General features: G+C 54.1%; 23 protein-coding genes. 2 read left to right on the top strand and 21 right to left on the bottom strand.

All coding sequences use genetic code 11. The annotated features are described in order from the left end of the window. Positions 1–2: 2 nt before the first annotated feature. From menH to N7268_RS17105, 5 genes are all read right to left on the bottom strand, one after another. The gene (gene menH, locus N7268_RS17125; RefSeq protein WP_260863807.1) at positions 3–761 is read right to left on the bottom strand and encodes a 2-succinyl-6-hydroxy-2,4-cyclohexadiene-1-carboxylate synthase; all 759 of its coding nucleotides are present in this window, start codon (positions 759–761) and stop codon (positions 3–5) included. Then, a complete protein-coding gene (gene menD, locus N7268_RS17120; protein ID WP_260863806.1) occupies positions 758–2,428 on the bottom strand; it encodes a 2-succinyl-5-enolpyruvyl-6-hydroxy-3-cyclohexene-1-carboxylic-acid synthase in 1,671 nt (556 codons plus the stop codon). Before menD ends, menH begins: the two co-directional genes overlap by 4 nt. Positions 2,429–2,512: 84 nt before the next feature. Next, complete coding sequence (menF, locus tag N7268_RS17115) at positions 2,513–3,811, bottom strand: isochorismate synthase MenF (RefSeq protein WP_260863805.1); 1,299 nt, start codon at positions 3,809–3,811, stop codon at positions 2,513–2,515. Positions 3,812–3,915: 104 nt separating this feature from the next. Then, positions 3,916–4,221, bottom strand: a complete 306-nt coding sequence (gene elaB, locus N7268_RS17110; protein ID WP_198903515.1) for a stress response protein ElaB — start codon at positions 4,219–4,221, stop codon at positions 3,916–3,918. A 53-nt stretch (positions 4,222–4,274) separates the two neighbouring features. Further along, the gene (locus N7268_RS17105; RefSeq protein ID WP_260863804.1) at positions 4,275–4,727 is read right to left on the bottom strand and encodes a GNAT family N-acetyltransferase; all 453 of its coding nucleotides are present in this window, start codon (positions 4,725–4,727) and stop codon (positions 4,275–4,277) included. Positions 4,728–4,794: 67 nt separating this feature from the next. Here N7268_RS17105 and rbn point away from each other — a divergent pair, with 67 nt between their 5' ends. Both rbn and N7268_RS17095 read left to right on the top strand, forming a co-directional pair. Then, positions 4,795–5,712 carry a ribonuclease BN gene (rbn, locus tag N7268_RS17100; RefSeq protein WP_260863803.1) on the top strand — a complete coding sequence of 306 codons (918 nt, stop codon included), beginning with the start codon at positions 4,795–4,797 and terminating at the stop codon, positions 5,710–5,712. A 64-nt stretch (positions 5,713–5,776) separates the two neighbouring features. Then, positions 5,777–6,781, top strand: a complete 1,005-nt coding sequence (locus N7268_RS17095; RefSeq protein ID WP_260863802.1) for a chemotaxis protein — start codon at positions 5,777–5,779, stop codon at positions 6,779–6,781. Positions 6,782–6,839: 58 nt separating this feature from the next. Here the strand turns inward: N7268_RS17095 and nuoN are convergent, their stop codons facing one another. The 16 genes from nuoN to N7268_RS17020 form a co-directional block, all read right to left on the bottom strand. After that, positions 6,840–8,297 (bottom strand): NADH-quinone oxidoreductase subunit NuoN, encoded by a 1,458-nt coding sequence (gene nuoN, locus N7268_RS17090; protein WP_198903511.1) that lies wholly within the window; start codon positions 8,295–8,297, stop codon positions 6,840–6,842. Positions 8,298–8,303: 6 nt separating this feature from the next. Then, positions 8,304–9,833 (bottom strand): NADH-quinone oxidoreductase subunit M, encoded by a 1,530-nt coding sequence (gene nuoM, locus N7268_RS17085; protein WP_003027692.1) that lies wholly within the window; start codon positions 9,831–9,833, stop codon positions 8,304–8,306. Positions 9,834–10,084: 251 nt separating this feature from the next. Continuing rightward, positions 10,085–11,926 (bottom strand): NADH-quinone oxidoreductase subunit L, encoded by a 1,842-nt coding sequence (gene nuoL, locus N7268_RS17080; RefSeq protein WP_260863801.1) that lies wholly within the window; start codon positions 11,924–11,926, stop codon positions 10,085–10,087. Continuing rightward, complete coding sequence (gene nuoK / locus N7268_RS17075) at positions 11,923–12,225, bottom strand: NADH-quinone oxidoreductase subunit NuoK (RefSeq protein WP_006683663.1); 303 nt, start codon at positions 12,223–12,225, stop codon at positions 11,923–11,925. The genes nuoL and nuoK overlap by 4 nt, the downstream gene beginning before the upstream one ends. Next, complete coding sequence (gene nuoJ, locus N7268_RS17070; protein WP_045445570.1) at positions 12,222–12,776, bottom strand: NADH-quinone oxidoreductase subunit J; 555 nt, start codon at positions 12,774–12,776, stop codon at positions 12,222–12,224. Before nuoJ ends, nuoK begins: the two co-directional genes overlap by 4 nt. Positions 12,777–12,787: 11 nt before the next feature. Beyond that, complete coding sequence (gene nuoI / locus N7268_RS17065; protein ID WP_005129470.1) at positions 12,788–13,330, bottom strand: NADH-quinone oxidoreductase subunit NuoI; 543 nt, start codon at positions 13,328–13,330, stop codon at positions 12,788–12,790. A gap of 14 nt (positions 13,331–13,344) precedes the next feature. Then, a complete protein-coding gene (gene nuoH, locus N7268_RS17060) occupies positions 13,345–14,322 on the bottom strand; it encodes an NADH-quinone oxidoreductase subunit NuoH (protein ID WP_003028063.1) in 978 nt (325 codons plus the stop codon). Continuing rightward, complete coding sequence (gene nuoG / locus N7268_RS17055) at positions 14,319–17,045, bottom strand: NADH-quinone oxidoreductase subunit NuoG (protein ID WP_198903509.1); 2,727 nt, start codon at positions 17,043–17,045, stop codon at positions 14,319–14,321. The genes nuoH and nuoG overlap by 4 nt, the downstream gene beginning before the upstream one ends. A gap of 81 nt (positions 17,046–17,126) precedes the next feature. Beyond that, positions 17,127–18,464 carry an NADH-quinone oxidoreductase subunit NuoF gene (gene nuoF / locus N7268_RS17050; RefSeq protein ID WP_198903508.1) on the bottom strand — a complete coding sequence of 446 codons (1,338 nt, stop codon included), beginning with the start codon at positions 18,462–18,464 and terminating at the stop codon, positions 17,127–17,129. Then, entirely contained in the window at positions 18,461–18,961 is a 501-nt protein-coding gene (gene nuoE / locus N7268_RS17045) for an NADH-quinone oxidoreductase subunit NuoE (protein WP_003028069.1), read from the bottom strand. Before nuoE ends, nuoF begins: the two co-directional genes overlap by 4 nt. A 2-nt stretch (positions 18,962–18,963) precedes the next feature. Beyond that, positions 18,964–20,766, bottom strand: a complete 1,803-nt coding sequence (gene nuoC / locus N7268_RS17040) for an NADH-quinone oxidoreductase subunit C/D (RefSeq protein WP_260863800.1) — start codon at positions 20,764–20,766, stop codon at positions 18,964–18,966. Between the two features lie 85 nt (positions 20,767–20,851). Further along, complete coding sequence (gene nuoB, locus N7268_RS17035) at positions 20,852–21,514, bottom strand: NADH-quinone oxidoreductase subunit NuoB (RefSeq protein ID WP_003028075.1); 663 nt, start codon at positions 21,512–21,514, stop codon at positions 20,852–20,854. 15 nt (positions 21,515–21,529) lie between these two features. Then, positions 21,530–21,973 carry an NADH-quinone oxidoreductase subunit NuoA gene (nuoA, locus tag N7268_RS17030; RefSeq protein WP_003028077.1) on the bottom strand — a complete coding sequence of 148 codons (444 nt, stop codon included), beginning with the start codon at positions 21,971–21,973 and terminating at the stop codon, positions 21,530–21,532. A 625-nt stretch (positions 21,974–22,598) separates the two neighbouring features. Further along, positions 22,599–23,537 (bottom strand): transcriptional regulator LrhA, encoded by a 939-nt coding sequence (gene lrhA, locus N7268_RS17025; RefSeq protein ID WP_260863799.1) that lies wholly within the window; start codon positions 23,535–23,537, stop codon positions 22,599–22,601. 45 nt (positions 23,538–23,582) lie between these two features. Further along, the gene (locus tag N7268_RS25140; protein WP_313958418.1) at positions 23,583–23,837 is read right to left on the bottom strand and encodes a hypothetical protein; all 255 of its coding nucleotides are present in this window, start codon (positions 23,835–23,837) and stop codon (positions 23,583–23,585) included. Continuing rightward, a complete protein-coding gene (locus N7268_RS17020; protein ID WP_000019445.1) occupies positions 23,819–24,799 on the bottom strand; it encodes an IS5-like element ISKpn26 family transposase in 981 nt (326 codons plus the stop codon). The genes N7268_RS25140 and N7268_RS17020 overlap by 19 nt, the downstream gene beginning before the upstream one ends. Positions 24,800–25,422 lie beyond the last annotated feature (623 nt).

The raw sequence follows: 25,422 nt of genomic DNA, 5'->3' as shown, positions 1-25,422 counted from the left end.
AGTCAGCGACGCAGAATCTGTGCCAGACAGTCCACCACGCCTGCGGGATTATCCCGGTGCGCGTTGTGTCCGGCGTTACGAATCACATGGTTCGGTACAGATAATTCCGTCGCCAGCGCGCGGAATTTATCATCACGTTCACCACATAAATAATAAAACGGAAATGGGCACTCACTCAGCTGCGCGCGTAAATCAGGCTGCACAGCCAGCGACGTAGCCTCCAGCATAGCGGCCAGGGTGTGACCCTTATTCTGGCTACGCAGTGCCACCAGCGCCTGGCGTTGCGCGGGATCTAATGAGGCAAAAACCGGTTGCTGATACCAGTCATTGAAGACATCACGCAACGGTTCGCCGCGAAAACGCGCCGCCCAGCGACCATCCGAAAGGCGACGCTGAAGGCGTTCATCTTCATATTGTAACCCCGGATGCCCACCTTCAATCACCAGGCCGCAAAGACCGGGCATCCCCTGACAGGCCGCCATCATGGCGACTCGGCCTCCGAGAGAATATCCCACCAGCCAGTAGTTAAGTATGTTGTAACTAAATAAAGTATTACGCAGCAATTCGCTGACGTCATCGAATCCGTTCACGCGAATATCAGCAGACCCACCGTGCCCCGGCAGGTCGATATACAACCGCGAATAGGGGTGAAGCTGCTCGCCGACCGTCTGCCATTCCTGACAATTGCCAGAGAAACCGTGCAGAAACACCAGCCAGGGAAACCCTGTCTGGCCTTCGTTCGCCTGCGCGTGCAGGATCATAAGTGGCTTACCTGCGCCAACAGTTGCTGCAGGGTTTGCGCCCCGTCAGTCTCATTCACCACCAGCTCAATCACCGTTGCTGCCGGCGTACGCCAGGCATTCGCCAGCGCACTTTCCAGCTGTTCCCAGTTTTCCGGGCGATGATACTTGAGGTTAAACATCGCTGCCGCATGATCAAAATGCACATTTTGCGGCATCAGATAGAAGCGTTCACGCTCGCTTTGCGGCGTTGGCAGCAGAGAGAAAATCTGACCACCGTTATTATTCACCACGATCAGGACAAACGGTGCGGAGACCTGGCGCAATAACGCCAGCGCATTCAGGTCATAGAGTGCGGACAAGTCACCGACGATTGCCAACGTTGATTTCGCACTGGCTCGCTGCACACCCGCGGCAGTAGACAACAGACCGTCAATCCCGCTCGCGCCGCGATTGCTGTATACCGGATAGCCAGCCGGAAGCTGCGAAAGCGCATCAATCAGGCGAACCACCAGGCTGTTACCCACAAACAACTGCCCTTGTTCCGGCAGATATTCCCGAATACGATGCGCCAGCTGCGCTTCGCCAAAGACGTCACGACGCGCTTTGACCGCCTGCCAGGCTTGTTCTGCCAGGCGTGGGATCGCAACACACCAGGGCTGACGTTTCTCCGCCGGGTGCAGTTCCAGCCAGTCGCCCGGTTTTGCCACTAACCTGCGCCCACGATGATGAGCGGGGTCCAGGCGTCCTTCGATATTATCGACAATCCAGTATTCTTGCGGGTTACAACTGGCCTGCCACTGCAACAACCGTTTTCCGGTCAGGCTGCTGCCAAGCTGCACCACAATCTGCGCCTGCTCTAACTCGGCCACCGCTTTCGCATTACCCAGCCACAGGTCGGCACACGGCAACGGTTGTCCGGTTTGCGACAACACGTCGCCAATCAGCGGCCAGCCCAGCGTTTGCGCCCACAGTGCAACTTTCTTGCCCTCTTCTGCGCTCATACGACCGGCAATCACGACGCCGCGTTTTTGGCGCCAGAAAAACCAGTCACGTTGCTTGTCACTTTCCAGCCGACGCGCTTCGCGAAGCCACGGTTTGTCATCCTGCCACCAGTCGCCAAGGCGCTGCTGCCAGGCAAGTCCCGTGTCGTCCATATCGCCATACAGCGGTTCCGCAAACGGGCAGTTAATGTGCACCGCGCCACTGTGCAGTGAAGCCAGCGTGTTATCAATGGTGGAGACCAGCCAGCTCGCCGGAATATCCTGCGTCGGGCGTGGTAAAGAGAGCGTTTGCGACGGATGGGAGGCAAACATGCCCGCCTGACGAATCGCCTGATTCGCCCCGCAGTCAATCAGTTCTGGCGGTCGGTCCGCCGTGAGTAAAATCAGTTTTTCACCGGTCAGGCCCGCTTCGATGAGCGCCGGATACAGATTCGCCACCGCCGTCCCGGAGGTCACAATCACCGCAACCGGCTGCTTGCTGACTTTTGCCAGCCCCAATGCCAGATGACCCAGTCCGCGTTCGTCAAAATGGGTATGATGTATAAAAGCCGGGTTTTCCGCTGCTGCCAGGGTCAACGGTGTCGAACGGGAGCCAGGGGCAATACAAACATGCCTGACGCCGTGACGAGTTAATGCTTCCAGTATGACCGCCGCCCAGCGTCGGTTAAATGCGCTTACTGACATGAGATTGTCCGGTATCAATATTGCGACACAGTATAAAGAATCGAAAAAAAGGATTTTTGATGTGAATCGGTAATATACAACTCATTATCCTTCCATCTGTAATAAAGTGCGCAGTCCTGCGGCTTTATTCTCAATTTCCTGCCATTCTTGTTCAGGATCTGAGCCACGCACGATCCCTGCCCCGGCGTACAGACGCACGACGTTTCGGGTAATTTTCGCCGAGCGCAACGATACGCAGAACTCGCTTTGTCGCAGGGAGAGATATCCCGCAGAACCGGCATACCATTCGCGCTCAAAAGGTTCATTATGCTGAATGAAGCTTCGCGCCAGTTCACGCGGAATGCCCGCCACGGCGGCCGTCGGCTGCAGTTGCATCAGGCATAGCGTGTCGTCGGGCTGATTCAGCGCCGTCCAGATGCAGCGACGCAGGTGCTGGACTTTGCGCAGTCTGAGCACCTGGGGCGGTAACACGTCGAGTGTCTGCGTACAGTTTTGTAACCGCTGGCAAATATCCTCCACCACCAGCATATTTTCGCGCTGGTTTTTATCATCCTTCATCAGCCATTCGCCAAGCTGCCATGCCCGGTGATCGTCAGGATGATTCGCAACGGTTCCAGCCAGCGCTTCAGTACGCAGCGCGGTGTCACGCCGCCGCCACAGACGCTCTGGCGACGAGCCAAGAAAGGCGGATTCGGCGGAGAAGGCCATAAAAAAATGGTAACAGTTGAGGTTCAGGCGGCGGCTGGAAGCCATTACCGCAGCGGCATTCACCGAATGAGAAAACTGTAAATCGGTCGCCCTCGCCAGCACCACTTTATCAAGCTCCTGCTGGGCAATAGTCTGCGTAGCCCGTTCGATCAGCTGCGTCCAGCCCGCTTTATCCGGCCAGTGCTGTTCACCGGTTAATGTCAGACGTAAAGCAGGGAGAGGTTTAACGCTGGCCAGCGCGCCGAGAAATGCCCTGGCGTTCGCGGCATCTTCGCGCAGAGAAACGTCGCTGTACAAATGTAATCGTAAAGTCGCCACCCCGGCGCAGCGCCGCCACTCCAGGCGAGGTAACAACAGATTACCGTCTTGCGGCTCAAACGCATTCAGACCCCAGATACGCAGTTCAGGATGATTGTCATGCTGACGTAAGAACTGCTGGGCTGATGCCAGCGAGGAGAATATCGCCACCGCGCCCAATACAGCGGCTTCTTCATCGCCGTTACGTTGTTGCCAGTAAAACTGCGGCCAGACAGGCTGACTGGCCAGCCAGCCTAAAGCGTCAAATGCATCATTAAGAGGGAAAGGTATGTCGTAAATATGAATTCCAGGTGCTGCTGGTATCTCTTGCGACAGATGGCGCATCAGACTTTCCAGCGCAGTAGTGATTGAATGCACGCAGACCTCTCCCTGTTAAAAACCTCTCATTATACGGGGTACTGGACAGAAAAAGCAGTACCCCCGTTTAGGGAGTACATATTAACGCGGTAAGGAACCTGGATTTATCGCCGTGCCAGCAATAATCCCATCACCAAACCGACGGTTGCGCCGACGCCGATCCCACGCCAGGGCTTTTCATGCACATAGTCATCAGCGCGACATACGGCCTGCTTCGCGCGGTAGTAATAGCTGTCAGAGGCATGGCTTACGCGGTTTCTCACCTCCTCCAGCGCCAGCTCCGCCCGCGCTTTTAACTCAAGGTACTTTTGGTCGGCAGGATCGCCTGAAGAACGTAGCACTTCTTCCAGCGTTTCACTGAGTAGTTCCAGGTCGTCGTCGATACGTGATTCATCAGAATGAAAAGTCATTATTTTCTCCCCTTCAGTTAACGTATCCGCTAACTATAGACAACGGTGGCGATTTACGCCTCGCGTGCCATGCCGATATGCGGGATGCCATCCTCATCATAGACATCCGTTACCGCCATAAAACCGAAGCGGGCGTAGAATGCTTGCAGGTGCGCCTGCGCCCCCAGGTATAACGCCTTGTGCGGCCAGTGTTGTGAGCAGGATGCCAGCGTCTGCGTCATCAGTTGTTGTCCCAGTTTTTCACCGCGTAGCGCTTCGCTTACAATCACCCGGCCAATCACAACCGGTTCCAGATCGTCGTCACTTTTCAGAATCCTCGCATACGCCACCAGTTGGTTGTTATGCCATCCCAGGATGTGACGGTTTTCCCCCACTAAGTCATCGCCGTCCACGTCCTGGTACGGGCACTGTTGCTCTACAACGAACACCGCACAGCGTAACTGGAGAACGGCATACAGTTGCTGTACGGTCAGCGCAGTATGGTGGAGATCTTGCCAGTGAATCATTGTCTGCCCCTTTGTTGTGTTAACCTGAACACCCTGCCTCAATGATGGCGAAAAGTGTAACGCAAAGATGGAATTACTATTTTTAGGCACGTCTGCAGGCGTCCCCACACACTCACGCAATGTAACGGCAATATTACTCAATCTGCAACACCCCACCCAACCGGGGTTGTGGCTTTTCGATTGCGGCGAAGGGACGCAGCACCAGATGCTCACCACTCCGTTTAATCCCGGAAAGCTTGAGCGTATTTTTATCAGCCATCTGCATGGCGACCACCTTTTCGGTTTACCCGGTCTGCTCTGTAGTCGTTCGATGGCGGGGAACGTCCAGCCGTTAACGCTTTACGGTCCAAAAGGGCTGCGTGAATTTACTGAAACGGCACTGCGTCTGAGCGGCTCATGGACTGATTATCCGCTGGAAATTGTGGAAATCACCGCCGGTGAGATTCTTGATGACGGCTTGCGCAAAGTCACGGCTTTCGCGCTGGAACATCCGTTGGAGTGCTACGGTTATCGGGTTGAGGAACATGACAAACCCGGCGCGCTGGATGCTAAAGCGCTTAAAACAGCGGGAGTGAAACCGGGACCGTGGTTTCAGGATCTGAAAGCCGGGAAAACGATTGTGCTGGACGATGGCCGCTCGATAAACGGGTCCGATTTTCTTGCACCGGCAACACCGGGCAAATCCGTCGCAATTTTCGGTGATACAGCACCGTGCGCGGGCGCCCTCGAACTGGCAAAAAGGGTGGACGTAATGGTGCATGAAACCACGCTGGATTCCTCAATGGAGGAAAAAGCCAACAGCCGGGGGCACAGTTCAACCCGACAGGCCGCGCAGCTGGCTCTGCAGGCTGGCGTAGGTCGTCTGATAATGACCCACGTGAGTTCTCGCTACGATGAAAAAGGCTGCCAGCGTTTACTCGACGAGTGCAGAGCGCTGTTTCCGGCCACCGAACTGGCTCACGATTTCGCCATTTTCACGGTTTAGTGCTCTATTTTTCCGCCTCAGTGCCGATAACAGTGGAATAGCTGGCTTTCACACTGAGGACAGGATGAACAATTTCCAGAAAGACATTGATGACAGGACAAACCTAACCCTGTCTAACCGCTTTGAACTGCTGCTGTTTCGCCTCGGCAAATCTGTTGAAGAGCAGAAATCAGAGCTGTTTGGCATCAACGTATTCAAACTGCGTGAAATCGTACCAATGCCCACGTTTACACGCCCGGCAGGCATGAAAGCCCCGTTGCTGGGCATGGTGAATATTCGCGATCAGGTGATCCCGGTGATTGACCTGCCTGCCGTCGCGGGCTGTAAGCCAGAGACCGGACTTAACATCCTGTTGATCACGGAGTATGCCCGCAGCGTGCAGGCATTTGCGGTGGAGTCAGTGGAAAATATTATGCGCCTGGACTGGCAGCAGGTGCATACCGCCGAGAAAGCCGTCAATGGCCGCTATATCACCAGTATCGCCTGTCTGGACGACAATAAAGAGACCAACAACCTGGCGCTGGTACTCGACGTCGAACAAATCCTGTATGACATCGTGCCGTCAAATCATGACCTGCGCGCCACCAACCTGAAAACCAACAAATTCAGCGTTACGCCGGGTGCGGTGGCCATTGTGGCAGAAGACTCAAAAGTCGCCCGCGCTATGCTGGAAAAAGGGCTGAATGCGATGGAGATCCCGCATCTGATGCATGTCACGGGCAAAGATGCGTGGGATAAGATTCAGCAGTTGTCTCAGGAAGCGCTGGCGGAAGGTAAGCCTGTGAGCGAGAAAATTGCGCTGGTACTCACCGATCTGGAAATGCCGGAGATGGACGGTTTTACGCTAACCCGCAAAATTAAGAGCGACGAGCGTCTGAAGAAGATCCCGGTCGTGATCCACTCATCCCTTTCAGGCAGTGCCAATGAAGATCATGTGCGCAGAGTGAAAGCAGATGGCTATGTAGCAAAATTTGAGATCAACGAGCTCTCTTCTGTGATTCAGGAAGTGATGGAACGTGCCGCGAAAGATATCAGTGGACCGCTGGTGAGCCGTCAGCTTTCTGCCTGACCTTCTTTGCCGCATAAAAAAACCCGCCGAGGCGGGTTTTTTCGTATCAGTGTGTCGCTTACATCAGCGGTGCAGCCAGCTGCACGATGCTGATCAGCGGTTGCGGATAGACACCGAGAATCAGAACCAGCAGCGCAGAGATCAGCACCACAATACCGCCCGCGCTGTACTGCCAGTTAGACGGCGCATCGCGGTTAAGCTGCTGCGGAGCGCTCAGGTACAGGCTCACGGCAACGCGGAGGTAGTAGTACAAACCAATCGCGGAACCGACCACCACGGCGGCAACCAGCCACCACAGGTTGGCCTGCACACCGACAGCCAGTACGTAGAACTTACCGATAAAGCCCAGCGTCATCGGGATACCCGCCAGAGACAGCATCATCACCGTCATCACTGCCGCGAGGATTGGACGGTGCCAGAACAGACCACGGTAAGAGAACAGTGAATCCGCATCCGGGCCACGATACGGGCTGGACATCAGGCTGACCACGCCGAACGCGCCGAGGCTGCTGAACAGATAACCGGCCAGGTATACACCCACCGCTTCCATTGACATCTCGCCGCTCTGCAGCGCAATCAGCGCCACCAGCAAATAGCCGAGGTGAGAGATGGAAGAGTAACCAAGCAGACGTTTGATATTGGTCTGGCTCAGCGCCATCAGGTTACCGAAGAGGATGGAAGCAAAGGCAATCACACCCAGCACGATGCGGACGGCTTCACTGTCGCCAACCGGTGCGTAGAGGAACAGACGCATCACCACCCCGAAGATAGCGATTTTGCTCGCCGTCGCCAGGAAGGTGGAAACCGGAGCCGGAGCGCCCTGGTATACGTCTGGTGTCCACAGGTGGAAAGGCACCAGAGAGAGTTTAAAGCCCAGACCGACGATCATCAGACCGAAGCCCGCCAGCAACAGCGGCTCGTGCAGCATGCCGTCACCAAGGCTCTTACCGAGCGCGACGAACGACAGGTTGCCGGACTGCGCGTACACCAGCGCCATACCGAACAGCAGGAAGGAAGAGGCTGCGGCAGACAGGATGGTGTATTTGATACTGGCTTCCAGCGAACGTTTCTGACGGAACGCATAACCAACCAGACCAAACAGCGGCAGAGAGATCAGCTCGATACCGAGGAACAGCGCCGCCAGATGGTTGGCGTTGGCCAGCAAAATGCCGCCCAGCGCCGCAATCAGCACCAGCAGGTAGAACTCTTCCCGGTTGTCGTCATAGCCTTCCAGCCACGGGTAGGCAAAAGTACAGGTGGCAAGGCTCGCCAGCAGCACCAGCCCGGTGTAGAGCATAGCGAAACCGTCAACCCGCATCAGCGGGGTGACGTCCATTGCGCCCGCCTGGCCAACAAACCAGAGCGAAACCAGCGCGGCGTTAAGCCCAATGACCGACAGCGTGGCATTGAGGAAGTGATTGCGTCGCCACGCAATGGAGAGCATCACAACCACCACCGTCAAGCCGACGATCAGCAGCGGTAGCAGCGCAATCAGGTGTTGTGGAGTTATTGTCATGGCGATTTACGGCCTTGTAGTAGTAACGGAATTAACAAACCACTGCTGGATGTTGCTCATCGCAGAATGCGAGGTATCCAGAATCGGCTGCGGATAGAAGCCAAGCAGTACCAGAAGCACGACCAGCAACAGGATGATAAACAGCTCACGCAGCGACATCCCTGGCAGTTCAACACTGGCAATCTGGCTTTTCGCTTTACCGAAGTAAGCGCGATGCAGCATCGCCAGCGAGTAAACAGAGGCAAATACCAGACCAAAGGTCGAGATCACCGTAATGACCGGAACCACCTGGTAGCTACCGAACAGAATCATAAATTCGCCAACGAAGTTACCGGTGCCTGGCATACCCAGCGTACACACAGCGAAGAACATCGACAGCGCCGGCAACCATTTCATTTTGCCCCACAGGCCGCCCATCATACGCATATCACGGGTATGCAGACGTTCGTACAGCTGGCCACACAGGATGAACAGACCCGCTGCGGACAGACCGTGTGCAATCATCTGAATGACCGCGCCCTGGTAAGCCAGCTGGCTGCCAGTGTAGATAGCAATCAGCACGAAGCCCATGTGAGAGACAGAGGTGTAGGCAATCAGACGTTTAATATCGTACTGATTAAAGGCCATCCACGCGCCGTAGAAAATACCGATAACACCCAGCCACATAGCGATAGGCGCGAACTCCGCCGACGCGTTCGGGAACAGCGGCAGGGAGAAACGCAGCAGACCGTAGGCTGCGGTTTTCAGCAAAATCCCCGCGAGGTCAACAGAACCTGCGGTCGGTGCCTGGGAGTGCGCATCCGGCAACCAACCGTGCAGCGGAACCACCGGCATTTTCACCGCGAAGGCGATGAAGAAGCCCAGCATCAGCAGATATTCCACACCGTGGGACATCGGGGTATTCAGCAGCTCTTCATAGTTGAAGGTCCAGACGCCGGTCGCCTTGTAGTGCACAAATACCAGCGCCAGGATGGCAATCAACATCACCAGACCACTCGCCTGGGTATAGATGAAGAACTTAGTTGCCGCCGTGATACGCGTTTTACCGTCAGAAGCTTTATGCCCCCACAGCGCGATCAGGAAGTACATCGGCACCAGCATCATTTCCCAGAAGAAGAAGAACAGGAACATATCGATGGCAAGGAACACGCCGATTACGCCGCCGAGGATCCACATCAGGTTCAGGTGGAAGAAGCCCTGGTATTTTTCGATTTCATTCCAGGAACACAGTACCGCCAGAACACCGAGCAGACCGGTCAGCACCACCATCAGCAGCGACAGACCGTCGATAGCTAAATGGATAGAAATGCCAAAACGTGGGATCCACGGCAGGACAAATTCAGACTGCCACTGCGGAATGCCAGCGGATTGCGTCAGTGAATAGCCGCCCTGCAACCACAGTTGCAGGCCAAGCGCCAGCGTCAGTCCCATGGTAATCAGCGCGATCCAGCGCGGCACCTTCACGCCAAAGCGTTCGGTCTGCCAGCACAGAAAGCCACCGATAAAGGGGATTAATATCAACCAGGGTAATAACATAGCTAAGTATGTCCCTTATATTTACTCCTGCTCAGGCTATCTCACTCGTCAGCCCAAATCCCGGCAGTGCTCGCAATCCTCGCGTACTTCAGTACGCTCCGGTTGCTCTGCGCTGGCGGTATCCGGTCTGACTTCGCCGATGACGCCTGTACTTCAGGAACAGATTTTCAACGAATTCTAAAAATTATTTTTGGGTTTGTAGGCCGGATAAGCGCAGCGCCTTCCGGCAATCGTTCATCCAGCCAACAAACTCAACGCAGTACCATCAACAGTGCCAGCACAACAACAGCGCCAATGCTCATGGATGCTACATACCAGCGCAGATAACCGTTCTCGCTTAACAGCAGGCCTTTACCTGCAAAGCGGGAAAGGATCGCCGGGATGTTCATCATTGAGTTCATCGGGTCGCGTTTCAGCAGCCAGGCAATGCCAAGGAACGGCTTAACGAACACTTTGTCGTACAGCCAGTCGAAGCCCCAGGCGTTATACCACCAGGTCCCCAGCAGGCGACCCGGCGCACTGTTGGCAATTGAGGTCACCAGAGTACGTTGACCCAGCCACAGCCAGGCTGCAATCAGGATGCCCGCAATCGCTACGATACCGGAGGTAATTTCCAGCGTCATCACGCGACCATGCTCAAGCTCGGTTGTTGCCGGAAGCACACCCTGCAGCGGCGGTACAATCAGCGCGCCAACAAAGGTGGACAGAATCATCAGCACAATCAGCGGCAGGTGGTGGGTAATCCCCTTCCCTGCGTGAGCGTGAATTTGTTCTTTACCGTGGAACACGATGAAAATCATTCGGAAGGTGTACAGAGAGGTCATAAACGCGCCGACCAGACCTGCAACCATCAGATTGATATGACCATTCGCCATCGCACCGGCCAGGATCTCATCCTTACTGAAGAAGCCTGCGGTAATCAGCGGCAGAGCCGACAGCGCCGCACCACCAATCAGGAAGCAGAGATACACCAGCGGAATAGACTTACGCAGGCCGCCCATCTTGAAGATGTTCTGTTCGTGATGGCAAGCCAGAATCACCGAACCGGAGGCCAGGAACAGCAGCGCTTTAAAGAAGGCGTGCGTCATCAGGTGGAAAATTGCCGCATCCCATGCCTGAACGCCGAGCGCCAGGAACATGTAGCCAATCTGGCTCATGGTGGAATACGCCAGAACGCGTTTGATGTCGGTCTGCACCAGCGCAGCGAAACCTGCCAGCACCAGCGTGATCGCACCGATAATCCCCACCAGATGCAGGATTTCCGGGGTCATCAGGAACAGGCCATGGGTACGCGCAATCAGGTAGACACCCGCGGTAACCATCGTTGCGGCGTGGATCAGCGCGGAGACTGGGGTTGGACCCGCCATCGCGTCTGCAAGCCATGTCTGCAACGGCAGCTGTGCCGATTTACCTACCGCGCCGCCCAGCAGCATCAGTGTTGCCCACATCAGCATGTTATTGCCGTCGGCAAAGTGCGCAGGCGCCAGTTCAACCATTTCGCGGAAGTTCAGCGTGCCCAGTTCGTTGTAAAGAATGAACAGTGCGAAAGCGAGGAAGACGTCACCCACACGGGTCACGACAAACGCTTTCATTGCAGCTGCGCCATTCTTCGGATCGGTGTAGTAGAAGCCGATCAACAGATAGGAACACAGACCCACGCCTTCCCAGCCGAGGTACATCAACAGCAGGTTATCCGCCAGGACCAGAACGACCATGCTGGCGATAAACAGGTTGGTGTAAGCGAAGAAACGGGAGTACCCCTCTTCACCGCGCATGTACCAGGACGCGAACATGTGGATCAGGAAGCCCACGCCGGTCACCACCGAGAGCATGGTCAGCGACAGACCATCCAGCACCAGGTTGAAACCGATGTTGAAGTCGCCAACGGACATCCACGTCCACAGCGGCACGCTAAATGCTTGTTTGCCGTTAGCGAAGAAATCAACGCCAACAAACGCAGTCACCAGCGCAGCCAGGCCAATCGACCCGACACCCACGGTAGCGGACAGATTTTCTGACCAACGACCGCGAGAGAACGCCAGTAGTACAAAGCCAATCAATGGCAGAATAATGGTTAAGGCAAGCATGTTCATCCACGCATCTCACTTACTGAATCGATGTTCAGGTTCTGGCGACGGCGATGAAGTTGCAGCAACAGCGCAAGTCCGATGCTCGCTTCAGCAGCCGCGAGGCTGATGGCGAGGATATACATCACCTGACCATCGGTCTGGCCCCAGTAGCTACCGGCGACCACAAAGGCCAGCGCGGAAGCGTTAATCATGATTTCCAGCCCGATCAGCATAAACAGCAGATTGCGACGGATAACCAGACCCGTTAAGCCCAGTACGAATAAGACAGCCGCGAGGATCAGTCCATGTTGTAAGGGGATCATGCGTGCTCCTCCGTTTTTCTTTTCGCGCGATCGTCGGTACGGTTGCTCAGCACCTCACCCATACGCTCTTCGCGACCGACGTGGAAGGCCACAACCAGGCCTGCCAACAGCAGCATTGAAGCCAGCTCAACCGCCAGAACATAAGGTCCGAACAGGGAAATACCGACCGCTTTCGCGCTAATTGGCGTACCGTCGATACCCTGATCGTTAACACCGAGAATGGCGTAGACAATCACCACCAGCATGATGGCCGACAGAATCGCCGGACCAATCCACACCTGTGGTTTCAGCCACTGACGTTCTTGTTCAATTTCAGAGCCACCGAGGTTGAGCATCATTACCACGAACACGAACAGCACCATGATGGCGCCCGCGTAGACGATAATTTCCAGCGCACCCGCGAAGTAAGCGCCCAACGAGAAGAACACCCCGGAAATCGCCAGCAGCGAAATAATCAGATACAGCAGTGCGTGTACCGGATTGGTATGGGTGATCACCCGCAAGGTTGCGAGAATGGCTATCAGGCCACAGATATAAAAAGCGAACTCCATTGCCCCTCTCCTTACGGTAACAGGCTCTTGACGTCGATAGGCTTGGCTTCGTTCTCTGCTTCGCCCTTATCTTTGCCGTCGATTGCCATACCTGCCATCCGGTAGAAGTTATATTCCGGGTATTTGCCCGGACCGGAGATCAGCAGATCCTCTTTCTCGTAAACCAGGTCCTGACGCTTGTACTCACCCAGTTCAAAATCAGGGGTAAGCTGAATAGCCGTTGTCGGACAGGCTTCTTCGCACAGGCCACAGAAAATGCAGCGTGAGAAGTTAATGCGGAAAAACTCCGGATACCAGCGGCCGTCTTTGGTCTCTGCTTTTTGCAGAGAGATACAACCTACCGGACAGGCTACCGCACACAGGTTACACGCAACGCAACGCTCTTCACCGTCAGGATCGCGCGTCAGCACGATGCGTCCGCGAAAACGCGGCGGTAGATAGACCGGCTCTTCCGGGTACATCTGCGTTTCGCGTTTCGCGAACGCATGCAGGCCGATCATCCAGATACTGCGTACCTGGGTGCCGAAGCCTACTAACAATTCTTTTAAGGTCATGGTCTTTGTGTCCCTTATTGCGCCTGCCAGAGAATGACAGCCGCCGTTACCAGCAAGTTGACGAGCGTCAGCGGCAGACAGACTTTCCAGCCGAAGGACATTACCTGGTCATAACGAGGACGCGGTAACGACGCACGAATCAAAATGAACATCATCATGAAGAACGCGGTTTTCAGCGCGAACCAGACGAATGGTGGTAAGAACGGGCCATGCCAGCCACCGAAGAACAGGGTAACCATCAGCGCAGAAATGGTGACGATACCGATGTACTCACCCACAAAGAACAGACCGAATTTCATACCGGAGTATTCAATGTGGTAACCATCGGCCAGTTCCTGCTCGGCTTCCGGCTGGTCAAACGGGTGACGGTGACATACCGCTACGCCCGCGATGGCAAAGGTGACAAAACCAAAGAACTGCGGAATGACGTTCCAGATATCAGCCTGGTTGTTGACGATGTCGGTCATATTAAATGAACCGGCCTGCGCCACCACGCCCATCAGGGAAAGCCCGAGGAACACTTCGTAGCTGAGCGTTTGTGCAGACGCACGCATTGCACCCAGCAGCGAGTATTTGTTATTGCTCGACCAACCGGCGAACAGCACCGCGTATACCGCGAGGCCCGCCATCATCAGGAAGAACAGAATCCCGATGTTCAGGTCAGCAACCACCCAGTTCGGACTCACCGGCACGATGGCAAAAGCCAGCAGCAGTGAGGTGAAGGCGATCATCGGTGCCAGCGTAAAGATGACGCGATCCGAGAATTTCGGGATCCAGTCTTCTTTAAAGAACATCTTGATCATGTCCGCCACCAGCTGGAGCGAACCGCCCCAGCCAACACGGTTCGGTCCGTAACGGTTCTGGAACAGACCCAGCAGACGACGTTCGCCAAAGCTCATGAATGCCCCGCAGGTGACCACCACCAGCAGGATCACGACCGCTTTGAGAATGCTCAGCAGGATCTCAATCAGATCGGGTGTAATCCAACTCATTGTTGTGCCTCCTGCAGATCCTCAAGACGCGCACCTGCCAGAACCGGCGCGATGCCAGGCATACCCATCGGCAAACCAACCTGCCCTGCCGTTAATCCTTCAGAAATTTCAACGGGCAACGTGACCGTATTGCCATCATAGCTGAAGGAAACGCGTGTACCGGCATTAACGCCCAACTTCGCGGCATCAGCCGGGTTGAGTTTGATGTACGGTTTCGGCATACGCGTCTGGAAGACCGGCGCGCGCTGGGACATTTCGTCGCTACCAAACAGATGGTAGTACGGTGCGATACGCCACTGACCATCCTGCGCCTGGAAGCTCGCTGGAACGGTGGTAAAGTAATCCAGACCACCTGCAGAGGCTTCAATCAAACGCACGCCCGGATCGCCATGACGCAGTTTGCCACCCACTTCATCCTGGAACTTGTTCCACGCTTGTGGGGAGTTCCAGCCTGGTGCCCAGGCAAACGGAATCTGCGAACGCGGTGCAGACGGTTGGTTGTTCCCTTCCATCGAGAAGGCGAACATGGTGTCTTTATCCTGCGGCTGACGTGGTTCGTGTACGCTGATATTCGCACGCATTGCAGTACGACCGCTGTAACGGTGCGGCTCACGTGCCAGTTTCTGACCACGAATACGGAAGCTCGCGTCCGGCGCGGCATCTTTAATGCCTGCCAGCTGCGGCAGCGCTGCAACGGCGGCATCGATAACGTGATCGAGCTGCGTCCAGTCCACTTCGCGGTTTTGTACAGTGCTGTGCAGTGAATGCAACCAGCGCCAGCTTTCCAGCATAACGGTGCTGCTGTCGTAGTAGGACGGGTCATACACCTGGAAGAAACGCTGTGCGCGGCCTTCGTTGTTAATGACCGTACCGTCGCTCTCGGCAAAGCTTGCGGCGGAAAGCACCAGATGCGCGTTTTCCATGATCGCCGTACGCTGATGGTCAACCACCATCACCAGCGGCGCTTTTGCCAGTGCAGCGTTAACACGCGTGGCCGAAGCATGACGATGCAGATCGTTTTCCAGCACCACGACGGCGTCAGCACGACCGGTTTCCAGCTCAGTCAGCGCATCTTCAAGAGAACCGCCGCCAATCATACCCAGGCCCATACTGTTAACCGAGCGCGCGATCATCGTGATACCGACATCAGCACCACGACCTTTCAGCGCTTTCGCCACGTTAGCAGCCGCCTGAATCACTTCGGCGCTACCGGCGTTAGTCCCGGAGATAATCAGCGGTTTCTTCGCCCCGGCCAAAGCCTGAACGATGACGTCAATTTTGTTCTGCAGGTCGCGGTCAATGCCGTCAACCGCTGGCGCGTTGTTATCCAGCGCATGGGCGATAGCAAAACCTAAGCGAGCCTGATCTTCAACCGGCGCACGGTAAGTCCACGCCGCGATGTCATCCAGACGGGTGCTGTCAACGTTGGTGACGAACAACGGATGCTTGGCACGCTGACCGATGTTGAGGATAGCCGCAATCTGCCAGTCGGCGACTTTTTGCGCCGCAGCCATTTCACGTGCTTTACCTTTCACCGCCTGACGGACCGCCAGCGCAACGCGCGCGCCGGTCTGAGTCACATCTTCACCCAGCACCAGTACCGCATCATAAGATTCGATATCGCGCAGGGCCGGGGTATGAATACCGCCGTCACGCAGTACGCTCAGCGCCAGTTGCAGACGTTCCAGTTCGCCTTGAGCGATACCGGTATAGAAGTTTTCCGCACCCACCAGTTCACGCAGCGCGAAGTTACTTTCTACGCTGGCACGCGGGGAGCCAATGCCGATCACTTTCTTCGACTGACGCAGAATGTCTGCCGCGCCCTGCATCGCCTGCTCGGCGTTCAGGGTGATCAGATCATCACCACGACGCTGTACCGGCTGACGCGGACGGTCTTTCAGGTTCACGTAACCATAGCCAAAACGACCACGGTCGCAGAGGAAGTAGTGGTTAACGGTACCGTTGTAACGGTTTTCGATACGACGCAGTTCACCGTAGCGCTCACCCGGGCTGGTGTTACAGCCGATAGAACATTGCTGGCAGATGCTCGGCGCAAACTGCATGTCCCATTTACGGTTATAACGCTCGGAGTGCGTTTTATCGGTGAATACACCGGTCGGGCAAATTTCTACCAGGTTACCGGAGAATTCGCTCTCAAGCGTACCGTCTTCCGGGCGACCAAAGTAGACGTTGTCATGTGCGCCATAGACGCCCAGATCTGCGCCGTCAGCATAATCTTTGTAGTAGCGAACACAGCGGTAGCAGGCGATGCAGCGGTTCATTTCGTGAGAGATGAACGGCCCCAAATCCTGGTTGCGGTGGGTACGCTTGGTGAAACGATAGCGACGGAAGCTATGACCGGTCATAACCGTCATATCCTGCAGGTGGCAGTTACCGCCCTCTTCACAGACCGGACAGTCGTGTGGGTGGTTAGTCATCAACCATTCCACCACGCTTTCGCGGAACTGTTTCGCTTCTTCGTCATCAATAGAAATAAAGGTGCCTTCGGTGGCGGGTGTCATACAAGACATCACCAGGCGACCACGCGTGTCTTCCGCGTTTTGATATTGCTTCACCGCACACTGGCGGCAAGCACCGACGCTTCCCAGCGCCGGGTGCCAGCAAAAGTACGGAATATCAAGGCCGAGGGACAGACAAGCTTCTAGCAGGTTGTCCGCTCCGTTGACCTCATATTCTTTGCCGTCTACATGAATCGTAGCCATAGTCAGCATGCTTCCAGTTATCTTAGTCAGGGACTAAGCGTTAATCGAATGACTTATCGCGATGCAGGGGTAAACCCGCAATTACCAGCGCTCTTTCAGCAGGTTCGGCTGAATACCACCAATTGCATGGGTATTGCTGAAGGACTGCTTGATGCCAGCTTCGAATTCTTCGCGGAAATATTTAATGGCGCTCTGCAGCGGCTCAACCGCACCCGGTGCGTGTGCACAGAAGGTTTTACCCGGACCGAGGAAACGACACAGTTGCTCAAGTGTCTCGATATCCCCTGGCTGGCCTTCGCCACGCTCCAGCGCACGCAGAATTTTCACGCTCCACGGCAGACCGTCACGGCATGGTGTACACCAGCCGCAAGATTCACGGGCAAAGAACTCTTCGAGGTTACGCACCAGCGACACCATGCCAATCTCGTGGTCAACCGCCATTGCCAGCGCGGTACCCAGACGGCTACCCGCCTTACCAATGCTTTCGAACTCCATCGGCAGGTCAAGGTGCGCTTCGGTCAGGAAGTCGGTTCCTGCGCCACCCGGCTGCCAGGCTTTGAACTTCAGGCCATCGCGCATACCGCCGGCGTAATCTTCGAGGATCTCACGCGCGGTGGTACCGAACGGCAGCTCCCACAGTCCCGGATTCTTCACGCGACCTGAGAAGCCCATCAGCTTGGTGCCGGCGTCTTTGCTCTTCGAAATATTCTGATACCACTCCACGCCGTTAGCGAGAATAGCCGGTACGTTACACAGGGTTTCGACGTTGTTAACGCAGGTCGGCTTACCCCATGCGCCAGAGCTTGCCGGGAACGGCGGCTTGGAGCGAGGGTTAGCACGACGACCTTCGAGGGAGTTGATCAGCGCGGTTTCTTCACCACAGATATAACGCCCTGCCCCGGTGTGTACGAACAGTTCGAAATCAAAACCGGTGCCCATAATGTTTTTGCCAAGCAGACCGGCTTCGGTGGCTTCAGCAATCGCACGACGCAGGTGTACAGCCGCTTCGATATATTCACCGCGCAGGAAGATGTAACCGCGGTACGCTTTCAGCGCAAACGCGGAGATCAGCATGCCTTCCACCAGCAGGTGCGGCAGCTGTTCCATCAACAGACGGTCTTTATAGGTGCCCGGCTCCATTTCATCAGCGTTACACAGCAGGTAACGGATGTTCATGGATTCGTCTTTCGGCATCAGGCTCCACTTCAGACCCGTGGAAAAGCCCGCGCCGCCGCGCCCTTTCAGGCCAGCATCTTTTACCTGGTTGACGATTTCATCCGGCGACAGCCCGGTCAGTGCCTTACGCGCACCTTCGTAACCGTTTTTGCTGCGGTATTCGTCCAGCCATACCGGCTGTTTGTCATCACGCAGACGCCAGGTCAGCGGATGTGTTTCGGGAGTACGGATAATGGTTTTCATTTATACCGCTCCAGCAGTTCGGGAATGCCTTCCGGGGTCAGGTGAGCATGAGTATCCTCATCGATCATCATGTTCGGCCCCTTGTCGCAGTTCCCCAGGCAACAGGTCGGTAGCAGCGTAAAGCGACCATCAAAAGTCGTCTGCCCCGGCTTGATGTTGAGTTTTTTCTCCAGCGCAGCCTGGATCCCCTGGTAGCCGTTGATATGGCACACCACGCTGTCGCAATAGCGGATCACGTGGCGACCTACCGGCTGGCGGAAGATCTGGCTGTAGAAGGTTGCAACACCTTCAACGTCGCTGGCCGGGATACCCAGCACATCGGCGATCGCATAGATCGCCCCATCCGGCACCCAGCCACGCTGTTTCTGAACGATTTTCAGCGCTTCAATGGACGCCGCACGCGGGTCTTCGTAGTGGTGCTTCTCGTGCTCAATCGCTTCACGCTCAGCCGCACTCAGCTCAAAAGCCTCGGTTTGTGGTTGTTGATTCTCGTGCATAATTAGCGGTCCACATCTGACATAACAAAATCGATACTACCCAGATGCACGATCAGGTCAGACACCAGACTGCCACGTACGGCTACCGGGATCTGCTGCAAGTGCGCATAGCTCGGGGTACGAATACGCGTACGGTAACTCATGGTGCTGCCATCGCTGGTCAGGTAGTAACTGTTGATACCCTTGGTCGCTTCAACCATCTGGAAGGACTCATTCGCCGGCATAACCGGACCCCACGAAACCTGCAGGAAGTGGGTGATCAGGGTTTCGATATGTTGAAGCGTGCGCTCTTTCGGCGGCGGCGTTGTCAGCGGGTGATCCGCTTTGAACGGGCCTTCCGGCATGTTGTTGAGGCACTGCTCAAGGATGCGCAGGCTCTGACGCAGTTCTTCAACTTTCAGCATGACACGGGTATAGCAGTCGGATACACCGCCACCAACCGGAACTTCAAAGTCAAAGTTCTCATAGCCAGAGTACGGACGTGATTTACGCACGTCGAAATCAATACCAGTCGCGCGCAGCGCAGCACCCGTACAACCCCAGTCCAGCGCTTCTTTCTTGCCGTAAGCAGCAACGCCCTGCGAACGGCCTTTCAGGATGGTGTTACGCAGCGCGGCTTTCTCATAAGAATCCAGACGCTTCGGCATCCAGTCCAGGAAATCACGCAGCAGTTTGTCCCAGCCACGCGGCAGATCGTGTGCAACGCCGCCGATACGGAACCAGGCCGGGTGCATACGGAAACCGGTGATCGCTTCCACTACGTCATAGATTTTCTGACGGTCGGTAAAGGCGAAGAACACTGGCGTCATGGCGCCGACGTCCTGAATGAACGTGGAGATGTACAGCAGGTGGCTGTTGATGCGGAACAGTTCAGAAAGCATGACACGGATGACGTTGACGCGATCCGGGACAGTAATGCCTGCCAGCTTCTCTACCGCCAACACGTACGGCATTTCGTTTACGCAGCCGCCGAGGTATTCGATACGGTCAGTATACGGAATGTAGCTGTGCCAGGACTGACGTTCACCCATCTTTTCAGCGCCACGGTGGTGGTAGCCGATGTCAGGCACGCAGTCGACGATCTCTTCGCCGTCCAGCTGCAGAACAATACGGAATGCACCGTGGGATGACGGGTGGTTAGGACCGAGGTTGAGGAACATGAAGTCCTCATTTTCGGTTCCACGCTTCATGCCCCAGTCTTCTGGTTTGAAGGTCAGTGATTCCATTTCCAGATCCTGTTTGGCTTTGGTCAGCTCAAACGGATCGAATTCGGTGGCGCGCGCCGGGTAATCTTTACGCAGCGGATGGCCTTCCCAGGTATGCGGCATCAGCAGACGCGTCAGGTGCGGGTGGCCTTCGATATCAATGCCAAACATTTCCCAGGTTTCACGCTCATACCAGTTGGCGTTCGGGAACAGTTTGGTGAACGTTGGCACACGCAGGTCGTTTTCAGACAATGCCACCTTGAGCATGATATCGCGATTGCGTTCAATGGAGATCAGGTGATAGAAAACGGAAAAATCCGCGGCAGGTAACCCTTCGCGGTGCGTACGCAGACGTTCGTCCATGCCGTGTAAGTCAAACAGCATGACGTAAGGTTTCGGCAGTCTCTTTAAGAAATCGCCAACTTCCAGTAATTGTTCACGCTTGACCCAAACAACGGGTACCCCGGTGCGAGTCGCCTGAACGGTAAAGGCATCCGGCCCAAAACGGTTGCGCAGTTCGCCAATGACCGGGTCATCAAGGTGATCCCGTGTTTGCCATGCAGCGTCTTGCGCGGTTAAGTCGGTCATATTGTTCACCATTGCAAATGGTCCGTGGTGGTCGGCAGTGCTTCGCGCTATTTATGTAGTGATAAGCGAAGGAAGTGCTGCTGCCGACAGGCGCAAATTAAATCTCGTCTGGTGTACGAAGATTCGTAACAGCAATACGTTCGCCGCGCTTACGCTCGCGCTCTGACTGCATATTGGCGCGATAAACGCCCTGATCGCCAACCACCCAGGAGAGCGGACGGCGTTCTTTGCCAATGGAGTCTTGCAGCAGCATCAGCGCCTGCATGTACGCTTCCGGACGCGGAGGGCATCCCGGGATGTACACATCGACCGGAATAAATTTATCAACGCCCTGCACGACCGAATAAATATCGTACATACCGCCGGAGTTAGCGCATGCGCCCATGGAAATAACCCATTTCGGCTCCAGCATCTGATCGTACAGGCGCTGAATAACCGGGGCCATTTTGGTAAAGCAGGTACCGGCAACCACCATCAGGTCAGCCTGACGCGGCGATGCACGCAGTACTTCTGCACCAAAACGGGCAACGTCATGCACGGCGGTAAACGAGGTCACCATCTCAACGTAGCAGCAGGAAAGGCCAAAGTTATATGGCCAAATTGAGTTTTTACGGCCCCAGTTAACCATGTCATGCAGTTTGCCCATGAACACGTTTTTGTTAACTTCTTGCTCCAGGGGGTCGGTTACGATCTCCTGTTTTTGCAGGGGGTAACGGTCGTTCTCACCGTTAGGATCTATGCGGGTGAGCGTATAATCCATCTTAATGCCTCGCGGTTAGCGTTGACGATTAGCGATACTGTTCGTTTCCGGGTTCATACGCTCGCGGCGTGAACGCGCGGGCGTCCAGTCCAGCGCGCCAATACGCACCAGATAAACCAGACCTGCCAGTAACACAAAAATAAAAATTGCAGCTTCCACAAAGCCAATCCAGCCGCTTTCACGGATAGACGTTGACCATGCGAACAGATACAGCGCTTCAACGTCGAAGATAACGAAGAACATGGCTACCAGATAAAACTTGGCAGACAGGCGCAAGCGGGCGGTGCCGACCGAGTCGATACCTGATTCAAACGGCACGTTTTTAGATCTCGCGCGTGCGCGACCACCTAAAAACCAACCGCCGACGAGCATCAGGCAGCACAGGCCAATGGCAACAATAAGAAAGATAGCGAATGCCCAGTGATGAGCGATGATTTCAGTGGATGTTGACATACTCATTGCTTACTCATCAAAAGTAGCGCCAAATTCTCTGCTCTTTTCGGCAGATGAACGCCACATCGATTCATGGGGAGGAATAAAAAAAACCTTACAATCACTGTAGAAAACCATTTATACAGCCAATTGATGGGGTTTTTTACTCCTTTCTATAACCTTTTGTCAACTTTAACAAAAGTTTCTTCACATTATTTTACAGCAACCCAATACCATTAACATTTAGTGCTATTTAGACTGATTTCGATCGCATCATCGGTCCGGATTAATGTTGTTGAATCGTGTCCGTTGTGAAGTAAAAAGATAATACGTGTCTATTTTGACAGGAATTCGCTCAGATGCCTCCCCCTAAATGGGAGTATTTTCTTGATCTGTGACACGCTTTTGTTAATTCACCATAAAAAACAGCAACAATTTCTCTAGTTTTTTAACATGGCAACAAATAGCGTCTCGCCTGTTTATTTTTTATACGAATTACAGTCTGTTTTTTTACCTCCTGATTTTCCTCAGTTTTGATTGGCAAAATTACATTAGCCACCGTTATTTGTATAAAAAAAGAGCTGCCGGATGTTTTTTCATCATCAGTAGCTCTTTTTTACACTTACAATGGCTAACAATTAGTTATGGCGCATTACTCAAAGTCGCCTTCGACAATCAATGAATCATCTCCCCCTTCAGGGGTAAACTGATTGTATTGCCATGGGTTTTGATAGGTTTGCATCGATTTAAAGATGACCTGAGCCAACTCATTTTGCGTCGTCGGATCGCAGCACAGAAGATACTCCGTCTCAGGCAACGGCGGTAATCCATCGGCGCCCCCAAGAACACGTAAATCCGGGCTCATCATTTCTACAGGGCGAGCCGTCACGCCCAGTCCGGCTTTCACCGCTGCGCGTACGGCTGGCAATGTTGATGCGACATAAGCCAGACGCCACGGGATCTGCGCAGCATTCAGCGTCGAGAGTACGATATCGCGAAACGGGCTCGGATCGTCGAGCAGTACCAGAGGAACCGGCTCGCCTTTTTGCAGGATATATTCAGCTGCACAATACCAATGCGTCGGAGAAGTGCGCAGATTCAGACACTCAAAATCATCAGGACGGTTGGTGGTCACAATCAAATCCACTTCCTGAGATTTCAGCATATCCGCCATCCAGGCGTTACGCTTGACTCTCACATCCAACGCAAGTTTCGGATAAACCGAACTTATACGGTTGAGCAGAAAAGGCAGTATGGTATCCGCCGATTCATCAGAGGCGCCAATAGTTAACACTCCCTGAAGATTATTAAACATTAATGATGAGCACGCCTCATCATTAAAACGCAGGATTTTTCTGGCGTAACCCAACAGCTGGATCCCATGCTCAGTCAGCAGTTTGTTACGTCCATGACGCGCAAACAACTCTTTCCCCACGAGTTGTTCAAGGCGCTGCATTTGCTGACTCACCGCAGACTGAGTGCGACATACCGCAGCTGCCGCAGCCGCGAAGGTATTCAGGTCGGCAACAGCAACGAAGGTTCTCAGCAGATCGAGATCGAGGTTAATTATCGGACGATTTGCATTTATCATAATTTTTCACTTACTCGCGGATCATACCGGGTTAATGCTGTGCATTCAGAAACAAACCACTCCATTTGCCATGTGCCTCCTTTGCAGTTTCACGTTAGTGTAACCAAGTGAAATTAAGGATGTAATTGGTCTAAGGAAGGTGCGAATAAGCAGGTCATTTCTTCCCAAGCTGACTCGCTGATTAAAATTTCGCGGATCTGGGCCGATTTTTTTCCCGCAAACACATCGAATCAGCCTATTTAGGCTATTTTTTCCACCATTTCTGGCGTTATTTCCGGTTTTTACTGAGATCTCTCCCACTGACGTATCATTTGGTCCACCCGAAACAGGTTGGCCAGGGTGAATAACATCGCCAGTTGGTTATCGTTTTTCAGCAGCCCCTTGTATCTGGCTTTCACGAAGCCGAACTGCCGCTTGATGATGCGAAACGGGTGCTCCACCCTGGCACGGATGCTGGCTTTCATGTATTCGATGTTGATGGCCGTTTTGTTCTTGCGCGGATGCTGCTTCAAGGTTTTTACCTTGCCGGGACGCTCGGCGATCAGCCAGTCCACATCCACCTCGGCCAGCTCCTCGCGCTGTGGCGCTCCTTGGTAGCCGGCATCGGCTGAGACAAATTGCTCCTCTCCATGAAGCAGATTACCCAGCTGATTGAGGTCATGCTCGTTGGCCGCGGTGGTGACTAGGCTGTGGGTCAGGCCACTCTTGGCATCGACACCAATGTGGGCCTTCATGCCAAAGTGCCACTGATTGCCTTTCTTGGTCTGATGCATCTCCGGATCGCGTTGCTGCTCTTTGTTCTTGGTAGAGCTGGGTGCCTCAATGATGGTGGCATCCACCAAAGTGCCTTGGGTCATCATGACGCCTGCTTCGGCCAGCCAGCGATTGATGGTCTTGAACAATTGACGGGCCAGTTGATGCTGCTCGAGCAGGTGGCGGAAATTCATGATGGTGGTGCGATCCGGCAGGGCGCTATCCAGGGATAATCGGGCAAACAGGCGCATGGAGGCGATTTCGTACAGGGCATCTTCCATGGCACCGTCGCTCAGGTTGTACCAATGCTGCATGCAGTGAATACGCAGCATGGTCTCCAGCGGATAGGGCCGTCGGCCATTGCCCGCCTTGGGATAAAACGGCTCGATGACAGCGGTCATATTCTGCCATGGCAGAATCTGCTCCATGCGGGAGAGGAAAATCTCTTTTCGGGTCTGACGGCGCTTAGTGCTGAATTCACTATCGGCGAAGGTGAGTTGATGGCTCATGATGTCCCTCTGGGATGCGCTCCGGATGAATATGATGATCTCATATCAGGAACTTGTTCGCACCTTCCCTAACAAACGAAGCCATTCTCTTTCTGCGCGATAAAATATCCGCGTCACTTATCGGAATATAGCAACGAGAAAGAGCCAACCTTTTAGCTTTTGGATGATTCTGACTAATGGAAAACATGTAAATTTTGTAAATATAAAAAATAGTTGATGGACACTAATTTACACATTAAAAACTATCTTTTCAGTATGTTATAAACAATCAACATACATGATAATTATCATAAAACACGCACTACACGTCATTTCTTGAGACTTATCTTAACCTAAAACCACTATATTTATAAGTGTTATCGCGAATAATTCTATGCAAAAATGTGTTATCTCAGGATCGTGATTTTCGTATTATTAACTCAATCAATAAATGATGTTTAAATATTAAATAATAATTAATTAAGATCGCCCGCATTCATTAATTATGCTTAACAATAACGTCACACTCCGCCGCAAGCAGATCATGCCGGTAACAGTCTGCAGGGCAGATACCTCAGTATTTTCGAATAACGTCAACAAATGCGGAGTGACAAGCGGTACTTCAGGTAACCGATAAGTTAACT

This window comes from Citrobacter sp. Marseille-Q6884 (genome assembly GCF_945906775.1).
Lineage (GTDB): Bacteria > Pseudomonadota > Gammaproteobacteria > Enterobacterales > Enterobacteriaceae > Citrobacter.
This window is presented reverse-complemented; position numbering and strand designations above follow the sequence as displayed.